General features: G+C 69.0%; 13 protein-coding genes. 12 read left to right on the top strand and 1 reads right to left on the bottom strand.

Annotated elements, in window-relative coordinates; all coding sequences use genetic code 11:
* From VFS34_08650 to era, 10 genes are all read left to right on the top strand, one after another.
* The coding region (locus VFS34_08650) for an aminotransferase class V-fold PLP-dependent enzyme (protein ID HET9794516.1) at window positions 1–560 on the top strand (560 nt) is incomplete at its 5' end.
* A complete protein-coding gene (serA, locus tag VFS34_08645; protein ID HET9794515.1) occupies window positions 557–2,137 on the top strand; it encodes a phosphoglycerate dehydrogenase in 1,581 nt (526 codons plus the stop codon). The genes VFS34_08650 and serA, both read left to right, overlap by 4 nt.
* On the top strand, window positions 2,134–3,201 hold the full coding sequence (locus VFS34_08640) for a D-alanine--D-alanine ligase family protein (GenBank protein HET9794514.1): 1,068 nt from the start codon (window positions 2,134–2,136) through the stop codon (window positions 3,199–3,201). The genes serA and VFS34_08640 overlap by 4 nt, the downstream gene beginning before the upstream one ends.
* Before the next feature lie 121 nt (window positions 3,202–3,322).
* On the top strand, window positions 3,323–5,407 hold the full coding sequence (locus VFS34_08635) for a serine/threonine-protein kinase (protein ID HET9794513.1): 2,085 nt from the start codon (window positions 3,323–3,325) through the stop codon (window positions 5,405–5,407).
* A gap of 29 nt (window positions 5,408–5,436) precedes the next feature.
* A complete protein-coding gene (locus VFS34_08630; protein ID HET9794512.1) occupies window positions 5,437–6,027 on the top strand; it encodes a hypothetical protein in 591 nt (196 codons plus the stop codon).
* Between the two features lie 176 nt (window positions 6,028–6,203).
* Window positions 6,204–7,232 carry a PhoH family protein gene (locus VFS34_08625; GenBank protein HET9794511.1) on the top strand — a complete coding sequence of 343 codons (1,029 nt, stop codon included), beginning with the start codon at window positions 6,204–6,206 and terminating at the stop codon, window positions 7,230–7,232.
* A gap of 1 nt (window position 7,233) precedes the next feature.
* Window positions 7,234–9,531 carry an HDIG domain-containing protein gene (locus tag VFS34_08620; protein HET9794510.1) on the top strand — a complete coding sequence of 766 codons (2,298 nt, stop codon included), beginning with the start codon at window positions 7,234–7,236 and terminating at the stop codon, window positions 9,529–9,531.
* Window positions 9,528–9,947: an rRNA maturation RNase YbeY gene (gene ybeY / locus VFS34_08615; protein ID HET9794509.1), complete on the top strand. Its 420-nt coding sequence runs from the start codon at window positions 9,528–9,530 to the stop codon at window positions 9,945–9,947. Before VFS34_08620 ends, ybeY begins: the two co-directional genes overlap by 4 nt.
* Window positions 9,944–11,233, top strand: a complete 1,290-nt coding sequence (locus VFS34_08610; protein HET9794508.1) for a hemolysin family protein — start codon at window positions 9,944–9,946, stop codon at window positions 11,231–11,233. Before ybeY ends, VFS34_08610 begins: the two co-directional genes overlap by 4 nt.
* On the top strand, window positions 11,230–12,138 hold the full coding sequence (gene era, locus VFS34_08605; GenBank protein ID HET9794507.1) for a GTPase Era: 909 nt from the start codon (window positions 11,230–11,232) through the stop codon (window positions 12,136–12,138). Before VFS34_08610 ends, era begins: the two co-directional genes overlap by 4 nt.
* A 149-nt stretch (window positions 12,139–12,287) precedes the next feature.
* Here the strand turns inward: era and VFS34_08600 are convergent, their stop codons facing one another.
* The gene (locus VFS34_08600; GenBank protein ID HET9794506.1) at window positions 12,288–15,599 is read right to left on the bottom strand and encodes a VWA domain-containing protein; all 3,312 of its coding nucleotides are present in this window, start codon (window positions 15,597–15,599) and stop codon (window positions 12,288–12,290) included.
* A gap of 115 nt (window positions 15,600–15,714) precedes the next feature.
* Between VFS34_08600 and VFS34_08595 the strand changes: the two genes are divergently transcribed.
* Both VFS34_08595 and VFS34_08590 read left to right on the top strand, forming a co-directional pair.
* Window positions 15,715–16,836, top strand: coding sequence for a cysteine desulfurase family protein (locus VFS34_08595; protein ID HET9794505.1), 1,122 nt, complete (start codon window positions 15,715–15,717; stop codon window positions 16,834–16,836).
* A 75-nt stretch (window positions 16,837–16,911) separates the two neighbouring features.
* The coding region (locus tag VFS34_08590; protein ID HET9794504.1) for a zinc-ribbon domain-containing protein at window positions 16,912–17,112 on the top strand (201 nt) is incomplete at its 3' end.

Here is a 17,112-nt window from a genome sequence, read left to right as displayed (position 1 = left end):
ACGCGTGGGGAATCGATCTCGTCCTGGCCGGCTCGCAGAAGGCGCTCGCGCTCCCTCCCGGGCTCGCCGTCGGCGCCGTCTCGAAGCGCCTCCTCGAGCGTTCCCGCGGCGCCGGGATCCGCTCCCACTACTTCCGTTTCTCCGAATACGAGGAGTTCTCGAAGAAGCATCACACCCCGACGACGCCGTCGATTCCGCATCTCTACGCGCTCGACGTCCAGCTCGATTACCTCGAACGCGAGACGATGGCCTGGCGGTTCGAGCGGCACCGGTCGCTGCAGGGAATGGTCGCCGAGTGGGCCGGCAAGACCGGTTGCACGTTCTTCGCCGCGCGCGCCGAGGACCGTTCGCCGACCGTGTCGTGCCTGCGGCCGCCCGAGGGCGTCTCCGCCGAGAAGCTCAAGAACAACCTGTCGTCGGCGGGCTGGACGATCGGAGGAGGGTACGGGAAGCTGAAGAGCGAGACCTTCCGGATCAGCCACATGGGAGACATCGACCCGGACTCGCTCTCGAACCTCCTCTCCGCGATCGACGCCGCGATGCCGGACAGCCGCGCTTGAGCCGGATCGTCGTCGCGGAAAAGATCTCCCCCTCGGGAATCGATCGGCTCCGCGGCGACGGCCATGAGATCGTCGACGCGGTCGGCTGGCCGCGCGACCGGCTGCTGGCGGCGCTCGCGGACGCGGAAGTGCTGCTGGTGCGGAGCGGAACGAAGGTCGACGCGGAGCTCCTCGCGGCGGCGCCGCGCCTGGCGATCGTCGGGCGGGCGGGAGTGGGCGTCGACAACGTCGACATGCCGGCCGCGACGCGCCGAGGCGTGCTCGTCATCAATTCCCCGACGGGGAACGTCGTGTCCGCCGTCGAGCACACGTTCGCGCTCCTTTTCGCCCTGCTGCGGCGGGTCGTCCCGGCCGCCGCGTCGCTCGCGGCGGGGAAGTGGGACCGCACCGCGTTCGTGGGGGTGGAACTCGAAGGGAAAGTCGTGGGAATCGTCGGACTCGGGCAGGTGGGGTCGCGGGTCGCCAGCCGGGCGCAGGCGTTCGGCGCGTCCGTCGTGGGTTACGACCCGTTCCTGCCGCCGGAGAAGGCGCGCGAGATCGGGGTCGAGCTCGTTGCGCTCGACGCTCTCCTCGCGCGCGCCGACGTCGTGACCCTTCACGCGACCGCGACCGACTCGGCGAGGAAGATGATCGACGCCCGCGCGCTCTCCGCCATGAAGCCCGGAGCGTTCCTCGTCAACGTCGCGCGCGGAAGCCTGGTCGACCTCGACGCGGTCGACGCCGCGCTCGCGTCCGGGAGTCTCGGTGGAGCGGCGCTCGACGTGTTCGACCCGGAGCCTCCCGATCCGGCGCATCCGATCTTCCGCCGGGCCAACGTCGTCGCCACCCCGCATCTCGGCGCGTCGACGCAGGAGGCGCAGGAGCGCGTCGCCGCCCAGACGGTGGACGCGGTGCGGGAGGCGCTGGCCGGCGCCGCCTACGTCCCGGCCGTGAACCTGCCGTTCCGGAAGCTGTCGGATCCGGGTGGCGCCGCGGCGTGGATGGACCTCGCCGAGCGGGCGGCCCGGTTCGTGCGCGGAATCGCGGACGGCCTCGTTCGCGAGATCGCCGTCGACGCATGGAATCTCCCGGCGGAATTCCTCCGCCCGGCGGCGCTCGCGGCGGTCAAGGGCGCGCTCTCCGGGGCGTCGCCGGAGACGGTGAATCTCGTGAATGCCCTGTCGGCGGCGCGCGACCGCGGGATCGCGATCGCGGAGACGTCGCACGAGGAGAAGGGCGACTACGCGAACCTCCTCCGGGTGACCGCATCGATCGACGGCCGCCGCCGCTCCGTGGAGGGGACCATCTTCGGGCGGGGCGACGCCCGGATCGTTTCGATCGACGGCCGCCCGATCGAGTTCCGGCCGCGCGGGGTGGCGATCTACGTCGAGAACGACGACGTCCCGGGCGTCGTCGGCCTGATCGGCACGATCCTCGGCGGCGCCGGGATCAACATCGCCGAGTTCGCGCTGTCGCGACGGGAAGGGGGGGAGGGGGCGGTTTCCGTCCTGTCGGTCGACACGCCGCCTCCGCCCGACGCCGTCGCCGCGCTCGAGCGGGCCCGCCCGGTCCGGTCGGTCCGCGTCGTCGAATGGTGAGGACGCGCGTCGCCGTCGTCTTCGGCGGCGCGTCGGTCGAGCGGGAGGTGTCGGTCGTGTCCGCCCGCACGATCGTGTCGGGCTTCCCCGGCGACCGGTACGAGACCGTTCCGGTCGCGATCGATCCTTCCGGGCACTTCCGGGGCGACGCCGATTCGCGCGCGATCCTCGCCCGAGGGTTCGAGGCGGCGGGACCGGCGTCCGTGCGGCTCCCGGCGGGGCGATTCGACGGGATCGACCTCGCGTTCCCGATCGTCCACGGGGAGACCGGCGAAGACGGCACGCTCCAGGGATTCTTCGAGACGCTCGGAATTCCGTACGCCGGATCGGACGTCGCCGGTTCGGCGCTCGGGATGAACAAGGCGGCGTTCAAGGCGCGGATGCGCGAAGCGGGCCTCCCGGTCGCACGCTCGGTCGCGGTGGATGCGGCCGCCTGGGAAACCGGGGCGGCGTCGGTTGCGGACCGGGTCGCCGCCCGGCTGCCGCTGCCGCTGTTCGTCAAGCCCTCGTCGGGAGGCTCCTCCCTCGGCGTCACGAAGGTCAAGGGCTGGGAGGAGCTCGCGCCGGCGGTCGCGGCCGCCCTCGCGTACGACCGCACGGTCCTCGTGGAGGAGGGGATCGACGCGCGCGAGATCGAGTGCGCGGTCCTCGGCAACGACGCGCCGGAGGCGTCGGGCTGCGGCGAGATCGTTCCCGGACGCGAGTTCTACGATTACGAGGACAAGTACATCTCGGGCGGGGCGCGCCTCCTCGTTCCCGCTCCGCTCCCGCCGGAGATCGCCGAAGAGGTTCGCGCGATCGCGCTCCGCGCCTTCGCGATCGCGGGATGCTCGGGCTTCGCGCGCGTGGACTTCTTCGTCGACAAGGGCAGCGGGCGCGTCCTGTTGAACGAAGTCAACACCCTTCCCGGCTTCACGTCGATCTCGATGTTTCCGAAGCTCTGGGGAGAGGCGGGAATTCCCCTCGGCGATCTCCTCGACCGGATCGCGGCGCTCGCGTTCGAGCGCGCGGAATCGCGCGGGCGTGCGGCCGCCGCGCGGCCGCGGCCGGCGCGGCTCTCCTGACGCCCGCCGAAGCAATCGAGCGCCGCAGATCCCCTTCGATCTCCGGGCGGCCGGCGTTGACACCCGGTCCCCCCCCTCTTAGAATTCCTCGATCCGTTAGGGACCACACCGGAAAAAACGAATGAGCGACCGCGTCGACAACATCCCGAAGCTTTCCCGCCTCGGCCGTTTCGAGATCCTGAGCGAACTCGGCAAGGGAGCGATGGGCGTCGTCTACCTCGCCAAGGACCCCTCGATCGGGCGGCTCGTCGCGATCAAGACGATCCGGGCCTCGGCGGGGGACGAGGACGATTCGGAATCGCGCGAGTTCCGGGAGCGGTTCATGCGCGAAGCGCAGACCGCCGGGATCCTCTCCCATCCGAACATCGTCACCATCTACGACGTCGGGGAGGACAAGGACAGCGGCGTCTCCTTCATCGCGATGGAGTACATCGAGGGGAAGACGATCAAGGCGCTGCTCGTCGAGAAGGCGAACTTCGCCCCCGACCAGATCGCGGACATCATCGGCCAGGTCGCGGAGGCGCTCGACTACGCGCACCGGAAGGGAATCATCCACCGCGACATCAAACCCGCGAACATCATGATCACGACCGACGGGAAGGTGAAGATCACGGACTTCGGGATCGCGAAGGTCGCGTCGTCGAATCTCACCACGACCGGGCAGTTCCTCGGAACCCCGAACTACATGTCTCCCGAGCAGGTGACGGGGGCGCCCGTCGACGGCCGGAGCGACATCTTCTCGCTCGGCGTCGTCCTGTACGAGATGCTCTCGCGGCGCAAGCCCTTTTCCGGCGAGAACCTCACGACGATCTCGTACAAGATCGTGCACGAGAATTACGCGCCGCTCGCCGACGGCACGAAGAACGTGCCGGAAGAGTTCGACACGATCCTGTCGAAGGCGCTGTCGAAGGACCCGTGGAACCGGTTCCAGCGCGGCAAGGATTTCGCGCTCGCGCTCTACCAGGCGAAGGCGCGCTTCGAGGAGCAGGCGATCTTCCAGGACCTCGGAACCATGGTGTCGTCCGCCGAGAACCTGCCCACCCTGAAGCTCGAAAACCTCGAGGACGTCGCGCGGCAGGGGGAGTCGGAGGCCCTTTCGGGTTCCGGGGTTTCCCGAACCGGCGCCGGACGCCCCGACCACGACGAAACGCACCCCTCCTCGCCGCGAGTCCCGCTCGACACGGCGTCGGTCCCGCCCCCTCCGGCTGCGGAGCCGGAGCCCGCCCCGGCACCCGCCGAGCCCGCGGCGGCGTCGTCGACGGCCGGCCCCGCGCCCCCGTCGGTCCTCCGCGCGGCCGTGAATCCGAAGTACTGGTGGGGGATCGTCGGCCTCGCCCTGCTCGCGGTCGCGGCCGTCGTGATCGGGCTGCGCCTCCGCATCTCGAAGACCGAGCCGGCCGCGTCGACCACGACCTCCGACAGCGCGCGCCTCGAGCTCGAGCGGCAGTTCGCTTCCGGCCGTGAGCTCTACCAGAAGGGTCGTTATGCCGATAGCCTCGCGGTCTTCCGCGGGATTCTCCAGAAGGACCCGACGATGGCGGGCGCGAGGCAATACAGCCAGATGGCCGAAGAGGGGCTTCGGAACGAGGCGTCGAAGAAGGCCGAGCAGGAAAAGACCGCTCTCGTCGCGACCCATCTTCAGAACGGCCGGAACGCGCTCGGAGAGAAGAACTGGGACGGGGCGATCACCGAGGCGGAGGCCGCCCTGAACATCGACCCGCAGAACGCGGACGCGCAGAAGCTCTCCGAGGAGGCGCGGCGCGGTCTCGCCGAGACCAAGCGCGCCGAGCTGAAGAAGGCGGAGAAAAAGAAGAAAAGCGAGGCGCTCGCGAAGGCGGGACAGCCCCAGCCGAAGACGGGGACGGCGACCGGTTCCGCCTCGGCGGCCGCGAAGCCCGCGGCGCCCGCCGGACCGGCGATGCTCCGGCTGACGTTCTCGAGCCCGATCCCGAAGGGCTACCTCATGGTCGCCGTGAACGATTCGATCATCTACCGGAAGAATTTCGACTTCGGGAAGAAGGACGGCGGCACGGTGTCCGACACGATCCACGTCGTTCCCGGAGCGGTCACGGTGAAGGTGTGGCTGACCACCCCGGATCCGACGATCAAGGGTTATCTGCCGATGAACGCGACGTTCGCCGCCGGCGAGAACCGCAACCTCACTCTCACGCTCCAGGGAAAGAAGTTCTCGGCGAAAATTTCGTGATGTCCCGAATTCTCAAAGGAGGAACACGCATGCGTAAACTCGGTGTGATGGCGCTCCTGGCTGCCGCCGCCCTCGCCGCTCCGGCGGCGCTCCAGGCGAAATCGAAGGACAGCCCGGGTCCCGACAAGGAGTTCCTGGGCGTCGACACGCACAAGGGGAAGTATCTCGACCAGGAGTACGTCGCGCCCAACGCGGATCTTTCCGGGAAGACGATCCACGTGGAAAAATTCGAGATGAAAGCCGAGCGTCCGGAGAAGGAGAAGGGCGATCTGAGCTGGAAGGAAACCCCCGGCGTCATGCAGGACGCCATCGTCGAGAACGCCGCGGATCGCTCGGGCGGCTCCGTGAAACTGTCGAAGGATTCGGGCGCCTACACCCTTCGCGGTCAAATCACCGAATTCCGCCCGCCGAGCTCCGCCGCCGCATGGGGCGGCTGGATCGGCCAGGCCGCCGGGTCCGGCACCATCGTCTTCGACTTCAAGATCGTCGACAAATCCGGCACGGTCGTCGCTGCCGGCCATCACAAGCTTCTCGCCCAGGCGTCGGACTCGCTGCGCCGGCGCGTCGAGAACGTCGCGGGCGACGAGATGGGGCATTTCCTCGCGAGCCTCGCCAAGTAGGCTCCCGGAACTCCGGCTCCTGAGGCCCGCCTCGGCGGGCCTTCGGTTTTTTGGCGCGTCTTCGCCGGCAGGACGACCAGATGCCCGCCGGCTCCCTTCTCGCGGCAAATGAAAGAGTTCGGGCCGTTCGAGGAGCGGGTTCGGCGGGCCTTCCGCGTTGCGCGGGGGGCCCGCCGATGGTAGCCTTCCCCCCGGGCGCCAGTGCCCGCCGGAGGAGAAGAATCTCGGAAAGCTCGCAAACCGTCACGGTCCCCGAAAGCGGCGTCTCCTCACTGTTCGGGCGGCTCGACGAGAATCTTCGCGCGATCGAGGACGCGTTCGGCGTCCGCCTCAAGGCCCGGGGCACCGAGATCTCGGTCGCGGGCGAGGGTCCCGCCGTCCCCGTCGTCCAGCGGATGCTCGCGGAGCTTTCGGAGCTCCTCCACCGCGGCCACGCGCTGCAGAAATCGGACGTCCTGACCGCGATCGCGGTGCTGAAAGAGGCGCCGGACGCTTCGCTCATCGATTTCTTTTCGCAGGACTACCTGGGCCCGACGCTGCGCGCGGTGGTCGCTCCCCGGAACGTCAAGCAGCGCCAGTATCTGAAGACGGTGGCGGAGCGCGACGTCGTCTTCGCGATCGGGCCGGCCGGAACGGGCAAGACGTACCTCGCCGTCGCGATGGCCGCCGCGGCGCTCCTCGAACGCAAGATCAAGCGGATCGTCCTGTGCCGCCCCGCGGTCGAGGCGGGAGAGCGACTCGGCTTCCTACCGGGAGACATGGTCGAGAAGATCAACCCCTATCTCCGGCCGCTCTACGACGCGCTCTACGACATCCTCGGGTACGAGAAGACCGGGAAGATGCTGGAGCGCGGGGTCATCGAGGTCGCCCCGATCGCTTTCATGCGCGGGCGGACCCTGAACGACGCGTTCATCATCCTCGACGAGGCGCAGAACACGACGACCGAGCAGATGAAGATGTTCCTGACCCGGATCGGCTTCTTCTCGAAGGCGGTCATCACCGGGGACGTCACCCAGGTCGATCTGCCCCAGGGAAAGGCGTCGGGGCTCCGCGAAGCCCGGCGCATCCTCTCGAACGTCCCGGAGATCGGGTTCGTCACGTTCGACGAGCGGGACGTGGTGCGGCATCCGATCGTGCAGCGCATCGTCGCCGCCTACGACGCGGAGGAGCGCGGCCGTCAGGCCGAGCCCGCGGCGGGGCGCTGACGTGGACCGCCCTCCCTCTCCGGGCTTCTTCGCCCGGATCTTCCGCCGCTCCCTTCCGTCCGCCGACGCGGCTCCTTCCTGGCGCCGCCGGACGGGGCTGTGGATGGCGCTCTACGTGCTCACGTCCGCCGCCGCGTTCTCTCCCGGGATCTCGTTCCGCGCCGCACGCCTGAAACCCGGAACGATCGCGGAGCGCGATTTCGTCGCGCCGCGGGACTTCATCCTCCCGGACCCGGAGGCGACGGAGCGCAAGCGGGACGAAGCGGCGGCGGGAGTCCTTCCGGTGTACGACCGCGACACCCAGGCGGCCTCGCGTCTCGAGGAAGCGCTTCGATCCGCGTTCGACGCGGCGCGCACGGCGGAGCGGACGAGCCCCGGCGCGCCGGCCGGGTCGTTCCAGAACCTTTTCCCGGCGCCGATTTCGGACCCCGCTCTCGTCGCGCTGGCGCGCCGCCATTTCTCCTCCGACGTCGAGGCGCGGCTGATCGCGACGGAAACGCGGCTCTACCGGTCGGGCGTCGTGGACAACAAGGAGCTCCTCCTCCAGCACCGCGAGCGGGGCGTGCTGGTCCGCGATTCGAACGGAGGGGGCGAGCGCCAGACCCTGGACCTGTTTTCGACGGTCGAATACGGCGCGGACCTGAAGGCGGCCGTGGCGACGGACCTCGCGGGCGCGCGCTTGTCGCCTGCCGAGGCGCGGGAGGTGGCGGCGTTCGTCGCTTCGATGATGCGGCCGAACCTCACGTTCAACGCCGCGGAATCCGCCCGGCGGCGCCAGCTCGCGATGAGCCAGGTCGAGAGCGTGCTGATCAAGGTCCCGCGCGGCGAGGTCCTCGTCCGGCGCGGCGACCTCATCGGAGCGCGTTCCGCCCGGATCCTGGCGGCCATCAACGGATCGGTGTCGCGCCCGGAGTCGTGGTGGAAGCTCGTCGGCGTCCTGCTCCTCCAGCTCCTCGCGGTTTTCGTCTTCTGGATCGACAGTCAGACGCGTCTCGCGGCTTCGCGCCGCCAGGCGCCGCCGCTCCTCCCGCTGCTCGCGGTCGGAATCGTCTTCGCGCTCATCCTTCGGGGCTGTTTCGCCGTGACCCAGTCGCTGGCGTCGAACTTCTCGTCCGACGCCCTTTCCTCCGACGCGTACGCGATCCCGTTCGCCGCCGGACCGATCCTCGCCGGGCTCGTCGTCGCGGCCGGTCCCGGGCCGGCGGTGCTCTTCGCCGCGGTGCAGGCCGCCTCGATCGGCGTGCTGATGGGGATGAACTTCCCCTTCGCGCTCTATGCGCTCGCCGGGTCGCTCGCCGGAATCTACGGCATCAAGAGACTCGGCTCCCGGAGCGTCCTCTTCACGCTCGGGGGGGTCGTCGCGGCCGCCAACGTCGCCGCCGTCGGGATCGGTCACGCTCTCACCGCCGATGCGGGGAGCCTCGGCGCCGATGCCGCGGCCGCCGTCGTCGGCGGTCTCTTCGTCGCCGCGCTGGTCGCCTTTCTCCTGCCCGTTTTCGAGAACCTGTTCCACGTGACGACGGACATCCGCCTGCTCGAGTTGTCCAATCAGAACCTTCCGCTCCTTCGCACGCTCGCGTTCGAAGCCCCCGGGACCTACCAGCACTCCCTGATGGTCGGCCATCTGGCCGAAGCGGCGGCGGAAGCGGTCGGAGAGAACCCGCTGCTCGCGCGCGTCTGCGCCTACTACCACGACATCGGAAAGACCCGGATGCCCGATTACTTCATCGAGAACCAGCCCCGGGGCTTCAACCGGCACGACCGCCTCGAGCCCTCGATGAGCGCGCTGATCATCGCGTCGCACGTCAAGGAAGGAGCGGAGCTCGCGCGGAAGTCGCGCCTTCCGGACCCGATCCTCTCCGGGATCCGCGAACACCACGGAACGAAACTGATCCGGTACTTCTACCAGAAGGCCCTTTCGAAGGTGGAGCCGGGATCGCCCTCGGTCCTGGAGTCGGACTACCGGTATCCGGGTCCGAAGCCGTCGAACCGGGTGAACGGCATCCTCATGATCGCCGACGCCGTCGAGGCGGCTTCGCGGACCATCGCGGAACCGACGCCGGCCAAGATCGCCGCGATGGTTCGCGCGATCTCGAACGACTGCCTCCGCGACGGCCAGTTCGACGAATGCGACCTCACCATCCGGGACCTCTCGGCGATCAACGACGCCCTGATCCGAACGGTCACGACGATGTTCCATCACCGGATCGACTATCCCGGTTTCGATTTCAATCGGGAGACGGGGGAGACCGCCCGGCCGCGGCGTTCGACGGGAAGCACCCGCCTGACCGCCAAATGACCGTCGACTTCCGCGCGACCGTTCGCGCGCCCGGTTACCCGGCCGTTCGCGCGCGCCGGTTCCTGAACCGGGCCTTGCGCCTGTCCGGCGGCCGCGCGCAGGAACTGTCGGTCGTCGTCTGCGGCGACGCGCGGATGCGCGCGCTGAACCGCCGATACCGCCGCAAGGACCGGACGACGGACGTGCTTTCCTTTCCGGCGGGCCCTTCCGCCGGGGGCTTCCTCGGCGATCTCGTGATCTCGGCCCCCGAAGCGCGCCGGCAGGCGAGGCGTGGACGCGTTCCCTTCCGTTCCGCCATGGAGAAGCTCCTCCTGCACGGGCTGCTCCATCTTCTGGGCTACGATCACGAGACCGACGACGGAGAGATGGACGCCCTGGAGGCGCAGCTGCGGCGGCGGCTGTCGATCCCCGCATGATCGCTCTTCCCGTCGCCGCTCTCTGTTTCCTCCTCTTCCTCGGGCTCGAGCTCTTCGCGCAGGCGCTCGAGCGGCTCTCGCCGATCAAGCTCCGCAGCCTCCTCGAAGAAGAGCCGAAGCGCCTGCGGATGCTCTCCGGCAAGGGTGAGGCCGCGGCCATGAAGATCTCTCTCCGGGTCGCGATCCAGATCCTGCTGCTGATCGGATTCTGGGCGGTGATCCGCGGGCTGGGCGCGATCTCCGTTCCCGCGCCGTGGATCTGGGGCGGCGTGATCTTCTTCGTCGGGTGGCTCGCGGCCGAGGCGCTGCTCCTCCGGATCGTCTCCGCGGCCCCTCCCGAAACGCTGCTGACCCGCCTCGATCCGCTGCTCTCCGCGCTTTCCTGGATCATTTCGCCGATCGCGTGGCCGATCCGCCTGCTGTTCCGCCCGCGCGCCGCGGAGGAGGAGGGACCCGCGTCGGACGAAGAGATCCAGGCGTACATCGACGTCGGGCGCGAAGAGGGGATCCTCGAACGCGACGAGGAGAAGCTCCTGATGTCGATCGTCGATTTCGGCGACACGATGGTCAAGGAAGTCATGACGCCGCGAACGGACATCGCCGCGGTCGACGAGGCGGCGGCGCTCGATCGCGCGGCGGACCTCTTCGTCGAGACGAAGTATTCGCGGCTCCCCCTCTTTCGCGGGACGATCGATCAGATCGTCGGCATCCTCCACGTCAAGGACGTTCTCGAGGCGGTCCGGCGCGGCGGGAAGCCCCGGCTGGCGGAGATCGCACGGCCGGTGACGTTCGTGCCCGAGACCAAGAAGACGGCCGAGCTCCTCCGCGAGTTCCAGCGCAAGCGCCTCGCGATCGCGATCGTGGTCGACGAATACGGAAGCGTGTCGGGGCTCGTCACGATCGAGGACCTCCTCGAGGAGATCGTCGGAGAGATCTCCGACGAGCACGAGGATGAACGGGATGCCGTGCTGAAATTGCCCGACGGGGCCTATTCGATGGCCGGCCGGGCCCATGTCGACGTGCTGCGGGAGGTCTTCGGCCACGGGCCGGACGAGGAGGAGGGATACGACACCCTCGGCGGATACCTCGCGGCGCGCCTCGGAAGGATCCCGCGCGTCGGGGAGGCGCGCGAGGAAGACGGCCTGCGCTTCACGGTGGAGGAGGGCGACCGGCGGCGGGTCCTGCGGGGGCGCGTCGAGCCCGCGGCGGCGCCGGCGGCCGACGAGACGCCCCCTTCGGCGTCGACGGGGGGCGCCGGAGAGACCGCGCGAAGCGGGCGACGGTGACGGGGGAGCCGGGTCCTTTCCGCTCCGGGATGATCGCCGTCGTCGGCCGGCCGAACGCCGGGAAGTCGACTCTCGTCAACCGGCTGGTGGGAGAGAAGGTCGCCATCGTCTCGGACAAGCCGCAGACGACCCGCAAGCGGTGGCTGGGCGTGGTCCACCGCCCCGATTTCCAGGCCGTCCTGATCGACACGCCGGGCATTCACCGCCCCGAGCATCGGATGAACGCGGCGATGGTGCGCGACGCCGTCGACGCTCTCGAGGGCGCGGACGCGATCCTCTGGGTCATCGACGCGGCGGAGCGCGGCGGGCCGGGCGACGCCCGGGTCGCCGAGCTGATCGCCGCCCGGGAGGTCCCGGCCGTCGTCGCCCTGAACAAGGTGGACCGCGTCGCGAAGCCGGCGCTCCTCCCGCGGATCGCGGAGCTCTCCGCCCGGGGAAAGTTCGAGGCGATCGTCCCGATCTCGGCGGCGAACGGCGACGGCGTCGACGCGCTCCTCGAGGAGCTCCGGCGCGTGCTGCCGGAGGGCCCGCCGCTCTTTCCGCGGGAGGACACCGTCCCCGGCGCGCTCGCGGAAAAGGTGGCGGAGCAGATCCGGGAGCCGGCGCTCGAGCTCACGCGGGACGAGGTGCCGTTCTCGCTGGCGGTCGTCGTCGACGAGATGGACCGGCAGGAGGAAAAGGATCTGACCGTCGTCCGGGCGACGCTGTACGTCGAACGGGAAGGCCAGAAGGGCATTCTGGTGGGAAAGGGGGGAGCGATGATCCGGGAAATCGGGTCGCGCGCGCGGACCCGGTGCGAGGAACGGTTCGGCGGGAGGTTCTTCCTCGACCTGCGCGTCCGTACCCGGGAGGAGTGGCGGGACGACGAGGGATTCCTCTCCCGGATCGTCAATCCGGAGGTCTGAGAGGGCGCGGCGATGCAGCGACCGAATACGGGCGCGTGTCCTCCCGCCGCGCCTCATGAGGTCAGATGGGAGGCTCCGTTCGGGCGGGGGAGACGCCCCCGAGGCTTCCCGGCGCCGAATTCAGCGGCTCCGCCGCATCCACCCGGCGCCTAGCTGTAATAGCCCGAAATCGTCCGAGCGGTGAGATTCTTCGGCGTGACCTTCACCTCGACCTTGCGCCACTTGTTGTCGGGCGTCGGGTTCGTGGAGTAATAGGTGAGAAGGTACTGGGTCCGGAGCTCGTTGTTGATCTGGCGGTAGACGTTCTTCAGGCTCTTCACGTCGTCGATGTAGAACGTGGCGCCACCCGAGGCGTCCGCCAGCCGGTTCAGCTTCGACTTGACCTCGATCTCGGCCTTCGAGACGTTCAACCCGATTCCGTAAACGGCGACGCCCGCCTTCTTCACGTAGTCGAGGAGCGTGTCGAAATCGTACTTGGAGGACGTGTCCTTGCCGTCCGTCAGAAGCACGAGGGCCTTCTTCCCCTTCACGCCGGAAAACTGGTAGAGCGCGTAGACGACCGCGTCGTACAGGGCCGTCGAGCCCTCCGCGCGCAGCCCCGCGAACGACCGGTCGAGGCGCTCGCGGTTCCCGGTGAGGCGACAGAGGGTGTACGGGGAATCGTCGAACGACATCGTGAAGCCGCGATCCTTCTCCCCGATCGTGTCGTCGAGGAACTGGACGGCGGCCGTCTCCGCCGCGGGGAGGTTCTCGATCATCGAGGCGGAGGTGTCGATCGCGACGCCGACCGTGAGCGGCAGGTTCGTGACGTGCTCGAACTGGGCGACCTGCTGGGCCTTGCCGTCCTCGAGAACGGTGAAGTTCGCCTGTGTCAGGCCGTCCACCGGACGGTTCCCCTGGGTCACGGTCGTGTAGAGCTCGACCGCGTCGACGTTGACCTCGCTGATGTAGGCGGGCGCGTTGACGTACCGGACGTCCTCGGCCACGAGACCGTCGTCGAGCGTACCGACGACGCGGACGTACCCCAGCGAGCCGCTCTTCCGGAACGGAACGAGCTGCTGCCACGGCGGCTGGAACAGCGTCGCGACCTTCGTCTCGTTCGAGTAGAACTCCATCTTCGCGATCGAGCGCCCCTCCGGCGCGGTCGCGTCCGCGATGACGGTCGTCGGTCCCGAGGCGGTCGTGCCCCGTCTCGGCGAGAGGATCTTGACCCGGAAGGCCTCGCTCCCCTCGTTGACGTGGATCTCGTCCTCGCCGACGGAGCGGCCGCGAGAGTCGTAGGCGACGACGCGGACCTCGTGCCGCCGCGGGAGGGGGCCGAGGTTCAGGTCCGCCTGGAAGGGTCCTCGCGTGCGCGTCAACATCTTCGTGCCGTCGAGATAGAAGTCGACCGCGACGATTCCCTCCGCGGCCTTCGTCTCGAATCTCTGGAGGCCGGTCAGGATCTCCCGCACGGGGGGGAGGATCGAGATCGACGAGGGGCGGAAGTCCGAGGGCGGGGTCTCGCTCTTCCGGGAGGCTGCCGCCGCGGCGAGAACGGCCGGGGGAGCCTGCGGCTCCTCCGGGACGCGGAGCGCTTCGGCGAAGCGGCCCTCCGCTTTCCGGTTGGCGTCGGCGGCCTTGACGCGGATCTCGTAGTCGCCCGGATAGAGATAACGCCGGAGAGTCAGCGGGAGCTTGTCCCCGCCGACTTCGTCGACCGGAATGTCGAAGCGGTATTTGAAGTTGTCGAGCATGCGGTCGTTCTGGACGATCTCGCCGACGACGTCCACGTCGTAGAACTTCTGATCACCGAGATCGCGGAGCGCCAGGTCCTTGCGCGGAAGCAGCAGCGACACATCGCAGGCGATCTTGCTGTCGCGCGCCTCCGGGAAGATCACGCTCTTCTCGATCGTGAGGGGCGCGGCGGCCGCCGAGACCTGGGTCGTGAGCCCGAGGAAACGGTCGATGCCCTCGGTCTCGACCGGAGGCCGGACGAACATCTTCTCCGCTTCCGCCATCCCCGAGATCCCCGGCCCGAGGATCGCCGTCGTGTACGAGATCGCCTCCTGGAGGTTCTGCGCGTCGAAGCAGCTCTGCTCCGCCTCGCGCATGTTGACGCCGATCGAATTGATTCCGAGCTTCTGCACGCCGTCGATCGGCAGCCAGAGCTTCCAGTCTCCCATGCCGTAGACCTTGTAGAAGATCAGATAGACCTTGTTTCTGAGCGCTTCGAGCCGTTCGTAGTACCAGATCCGGATCGGGACGAAGACCTCGGGGCAGTTCACCGGGATCACGGCGTCGGGAGGCCCGTTCAGGATGTACACCTTCGCGGCGTCGGAGTTCAGGTTCTTGAAGTTCTCCTTCGCGTACTCGACCCGGTCCCGGAACACCTCGCGGAAGTTCGTCCGGATTCCGTCCTTGTCGATCGAACGGCGCCGCCAGAACTCCTCGATGAACTTGTCCCGCTCGACGTTGTCGCCGACCTGGAGGAAGATGTCGCGCTCCCGTTCGGTGATGATCAGGCCGACGTCGTCGAGCCACTCGCGGTAGCGCTCGGGGAGCTTCGCTTCCAGTTCCTTGCGGTCGGCCTTCGAGAGCTTCCGGGAGGCGGGCGCGGGCGGCTCGGCTTTCGCCGACGGAACCGGCGGGGCGGCCGCCGACGATCCGCCCCCGACGAACCGCGACCGCCACCGGTTCCAGTCTCCTTCGGGAGGAGCCGGGAAGACGGCGAGCTTCTCGAGCGCGATCGAAGCGCCGAGGTCCCCCTGGTTTTCCATCGCCACGATCGCCGGCCAGAGGACCTCGCATTCGTGTTCGCACGGGATCACGGGGCTCTGCGGGCTGCAGCGTTGGGAGTATGCGCCGGCGAGCTGGCCGCGGCTCCCCATCGGATCCGCCGGAGGGGCGATGCTCGCGGCGGCGCTCATGAGCGCTCCGGACCCCAGGATCGGCGACCAGAGCTTGAGAGGCCCCGACGCGAAGTCGCGATAGAAAACCAGACGCGGGGGGACGTTCCCGATCGCCGTCGGGGACATCGTCCATACCTCGATCGGGCGGAACGTGCTCGGACAGTCGATCGTGACGACGTTCGCCGGCTCTCCGAGCGCGAGGACGATCCGGCCCGCGTCCCTCTTCCACCCGCCGTAGGTCTCGGTGGCGGCCTCCAGCCGGCTCATGTACAGATTCTTGAATCCCGGCCCGAACGGCGGCTTCAGCCCGTCGCGTTCCCGGATCGTCCAGAACTCGTCGCGGAACGACGTTCTCTCGGCCGGCGTGGGGAGGCCGAGATAGATCTTCTTCTCGTCCGGAGACATGAGGGGCGCGACGATCTCCGTCGCCCACTCCCGTTCTTCCTTGGAGATCGGGGCCGGCGTGACCGATTCGTTTCGCGGCGGTTCCTCGGCTGCGCGGACCACCGCGGCCCCGCCGACGGCGAAGCCGGCGATGAACGAGAACAGAGCGATCCGCCGCGGGTTCATGAAGTTCACGATGCCAATCGATCGTAACCCTTTCCGGCGGCGGCCCATTCCGACTTTTTATGGCCTTCACGTCCGTCCCCTCCGGCCCTTCCCGGGGCCGTAGAATCCGCTCCGGATGATTTACCTCGATCACAACGCCACGACCCCGCTCGATCCCCGCGTGAAAGCCGCCATGGACCCTCTTCTCACGGAGATCTGGGGGAACCCATCCTCCGTCCACACGGCGGGAAGGAAGGCCCGGCGCCTCGTGGAAGAAGCGCGCGAGCACGTCGCGGCGCTCGTCGCGGCGGAGGAGCCGGAGGAGATCGTCTTCACCTCGGGCGGGACCGAGGCGGACGCCCTCGCTCTTTCGACGGTGCGGACCTCGGCGCGGCGGGCCGTCGCGGTATCCGCCGTCGAGCATGCCGCGGTCGCCGAGCCGGCCCGCGCGCTCGAGCGGGAGGGCGTCGAGCGTCGGGTCCTGCCGGCGCTCGGTTCCGGCGCCCTGGACCTCGAAGCCTCGCTCGCGAGGATCGACGACCGGGTGGCCGTCGTCTCGGTGATGGCCGCCAACAACGAGTACGGCGCGATCCTGCCGATCGAGGCCGTCGCGAAGCGAGCCCACGAGAGGGGAGCTCTCTTCCATACCGACGCCGTCGCCGCCCTCGGGAAGATCGCCGTCGGCGTCTCGAGCGGGGCGGACATGATCTCGCTGTCGGCCCACAAGATCGGGGGGCCGAAGGGCGTCGGGGCGCTCTTCGTCCGACGGGGGCTCGACGTGCCGCCCCTCTTCGGCGGAGGGCAGGAGCGCCGGCGGCGCGGCGGCACCGAGAACGCGGCCGGGATCGTCGGATTCGGAGAGGCGGCGTGGCTTTGCTCGAAAGAACACTCCGCCGGCCGGGAAACGGTCAGGCGCCTCCGCGACGACTTCGAACGGGCGGTCCGCGCCGAGTGGCCGGCGGCCCGGATCTGGGGCGAATCGGTCCCGAGAATCGGGAACACCTCCGCGATCGCGTTCCCCGGTCGGGCGGGAGAGGCGATCGCGATCGCCCTGGACCTCGAGGGGATCGCCGTTTCCGTGGGTTCCGCCTGCTCTTCCGGGTCGGTCGTTCCCTCGCCCGCGATCCTGGCGCTCGGCGCCTCGCCGGAGGAGGCGAGGAGCACCGTGCGGTTTTCGTTCGGGGAAGGAAACTCGCCCGACGACGTCGAGGCCGTGGTCTCCGCGCTCCGGCGGATCCTTTCCGGGAATCGACCTTGATCTGCCCCGCGCTCGGATGGCAGAATCGCGGCAACCCATGAATTCCGGGAATGCCCGACGGGTCGGAGCGAACCGTTGATCGTCGCGTGTCCGGCCTGCGCCGCGAAGTATCGGTACGACGAGGCGCGCTTCGACGGCAAGCCGTCGAAGAAGATTCGCTGCACGAAGTGCGAAAACGCTTTCGACATCGTCAACCCTGCCGGGGGGATCGGGCCATCCCGTGCGGCGGCCGACGTCCGCCCCGCGGCGCCGGGCCCCCCCCCCCCCCCCGGGGGG

Source organism: Thermoanaerobaculia bacterium, from assembly GCA_035717485.1.
GTDB lineage: Bacteria > Acidobacteriota > Thermoanaerobaculia > UBA5066 > DATFVB01 > DATFVB01.
Note: the sequence above shows the minus strand (reverse complement) of the source record. Positions and strands in the feature narration are given on the sequence as shown.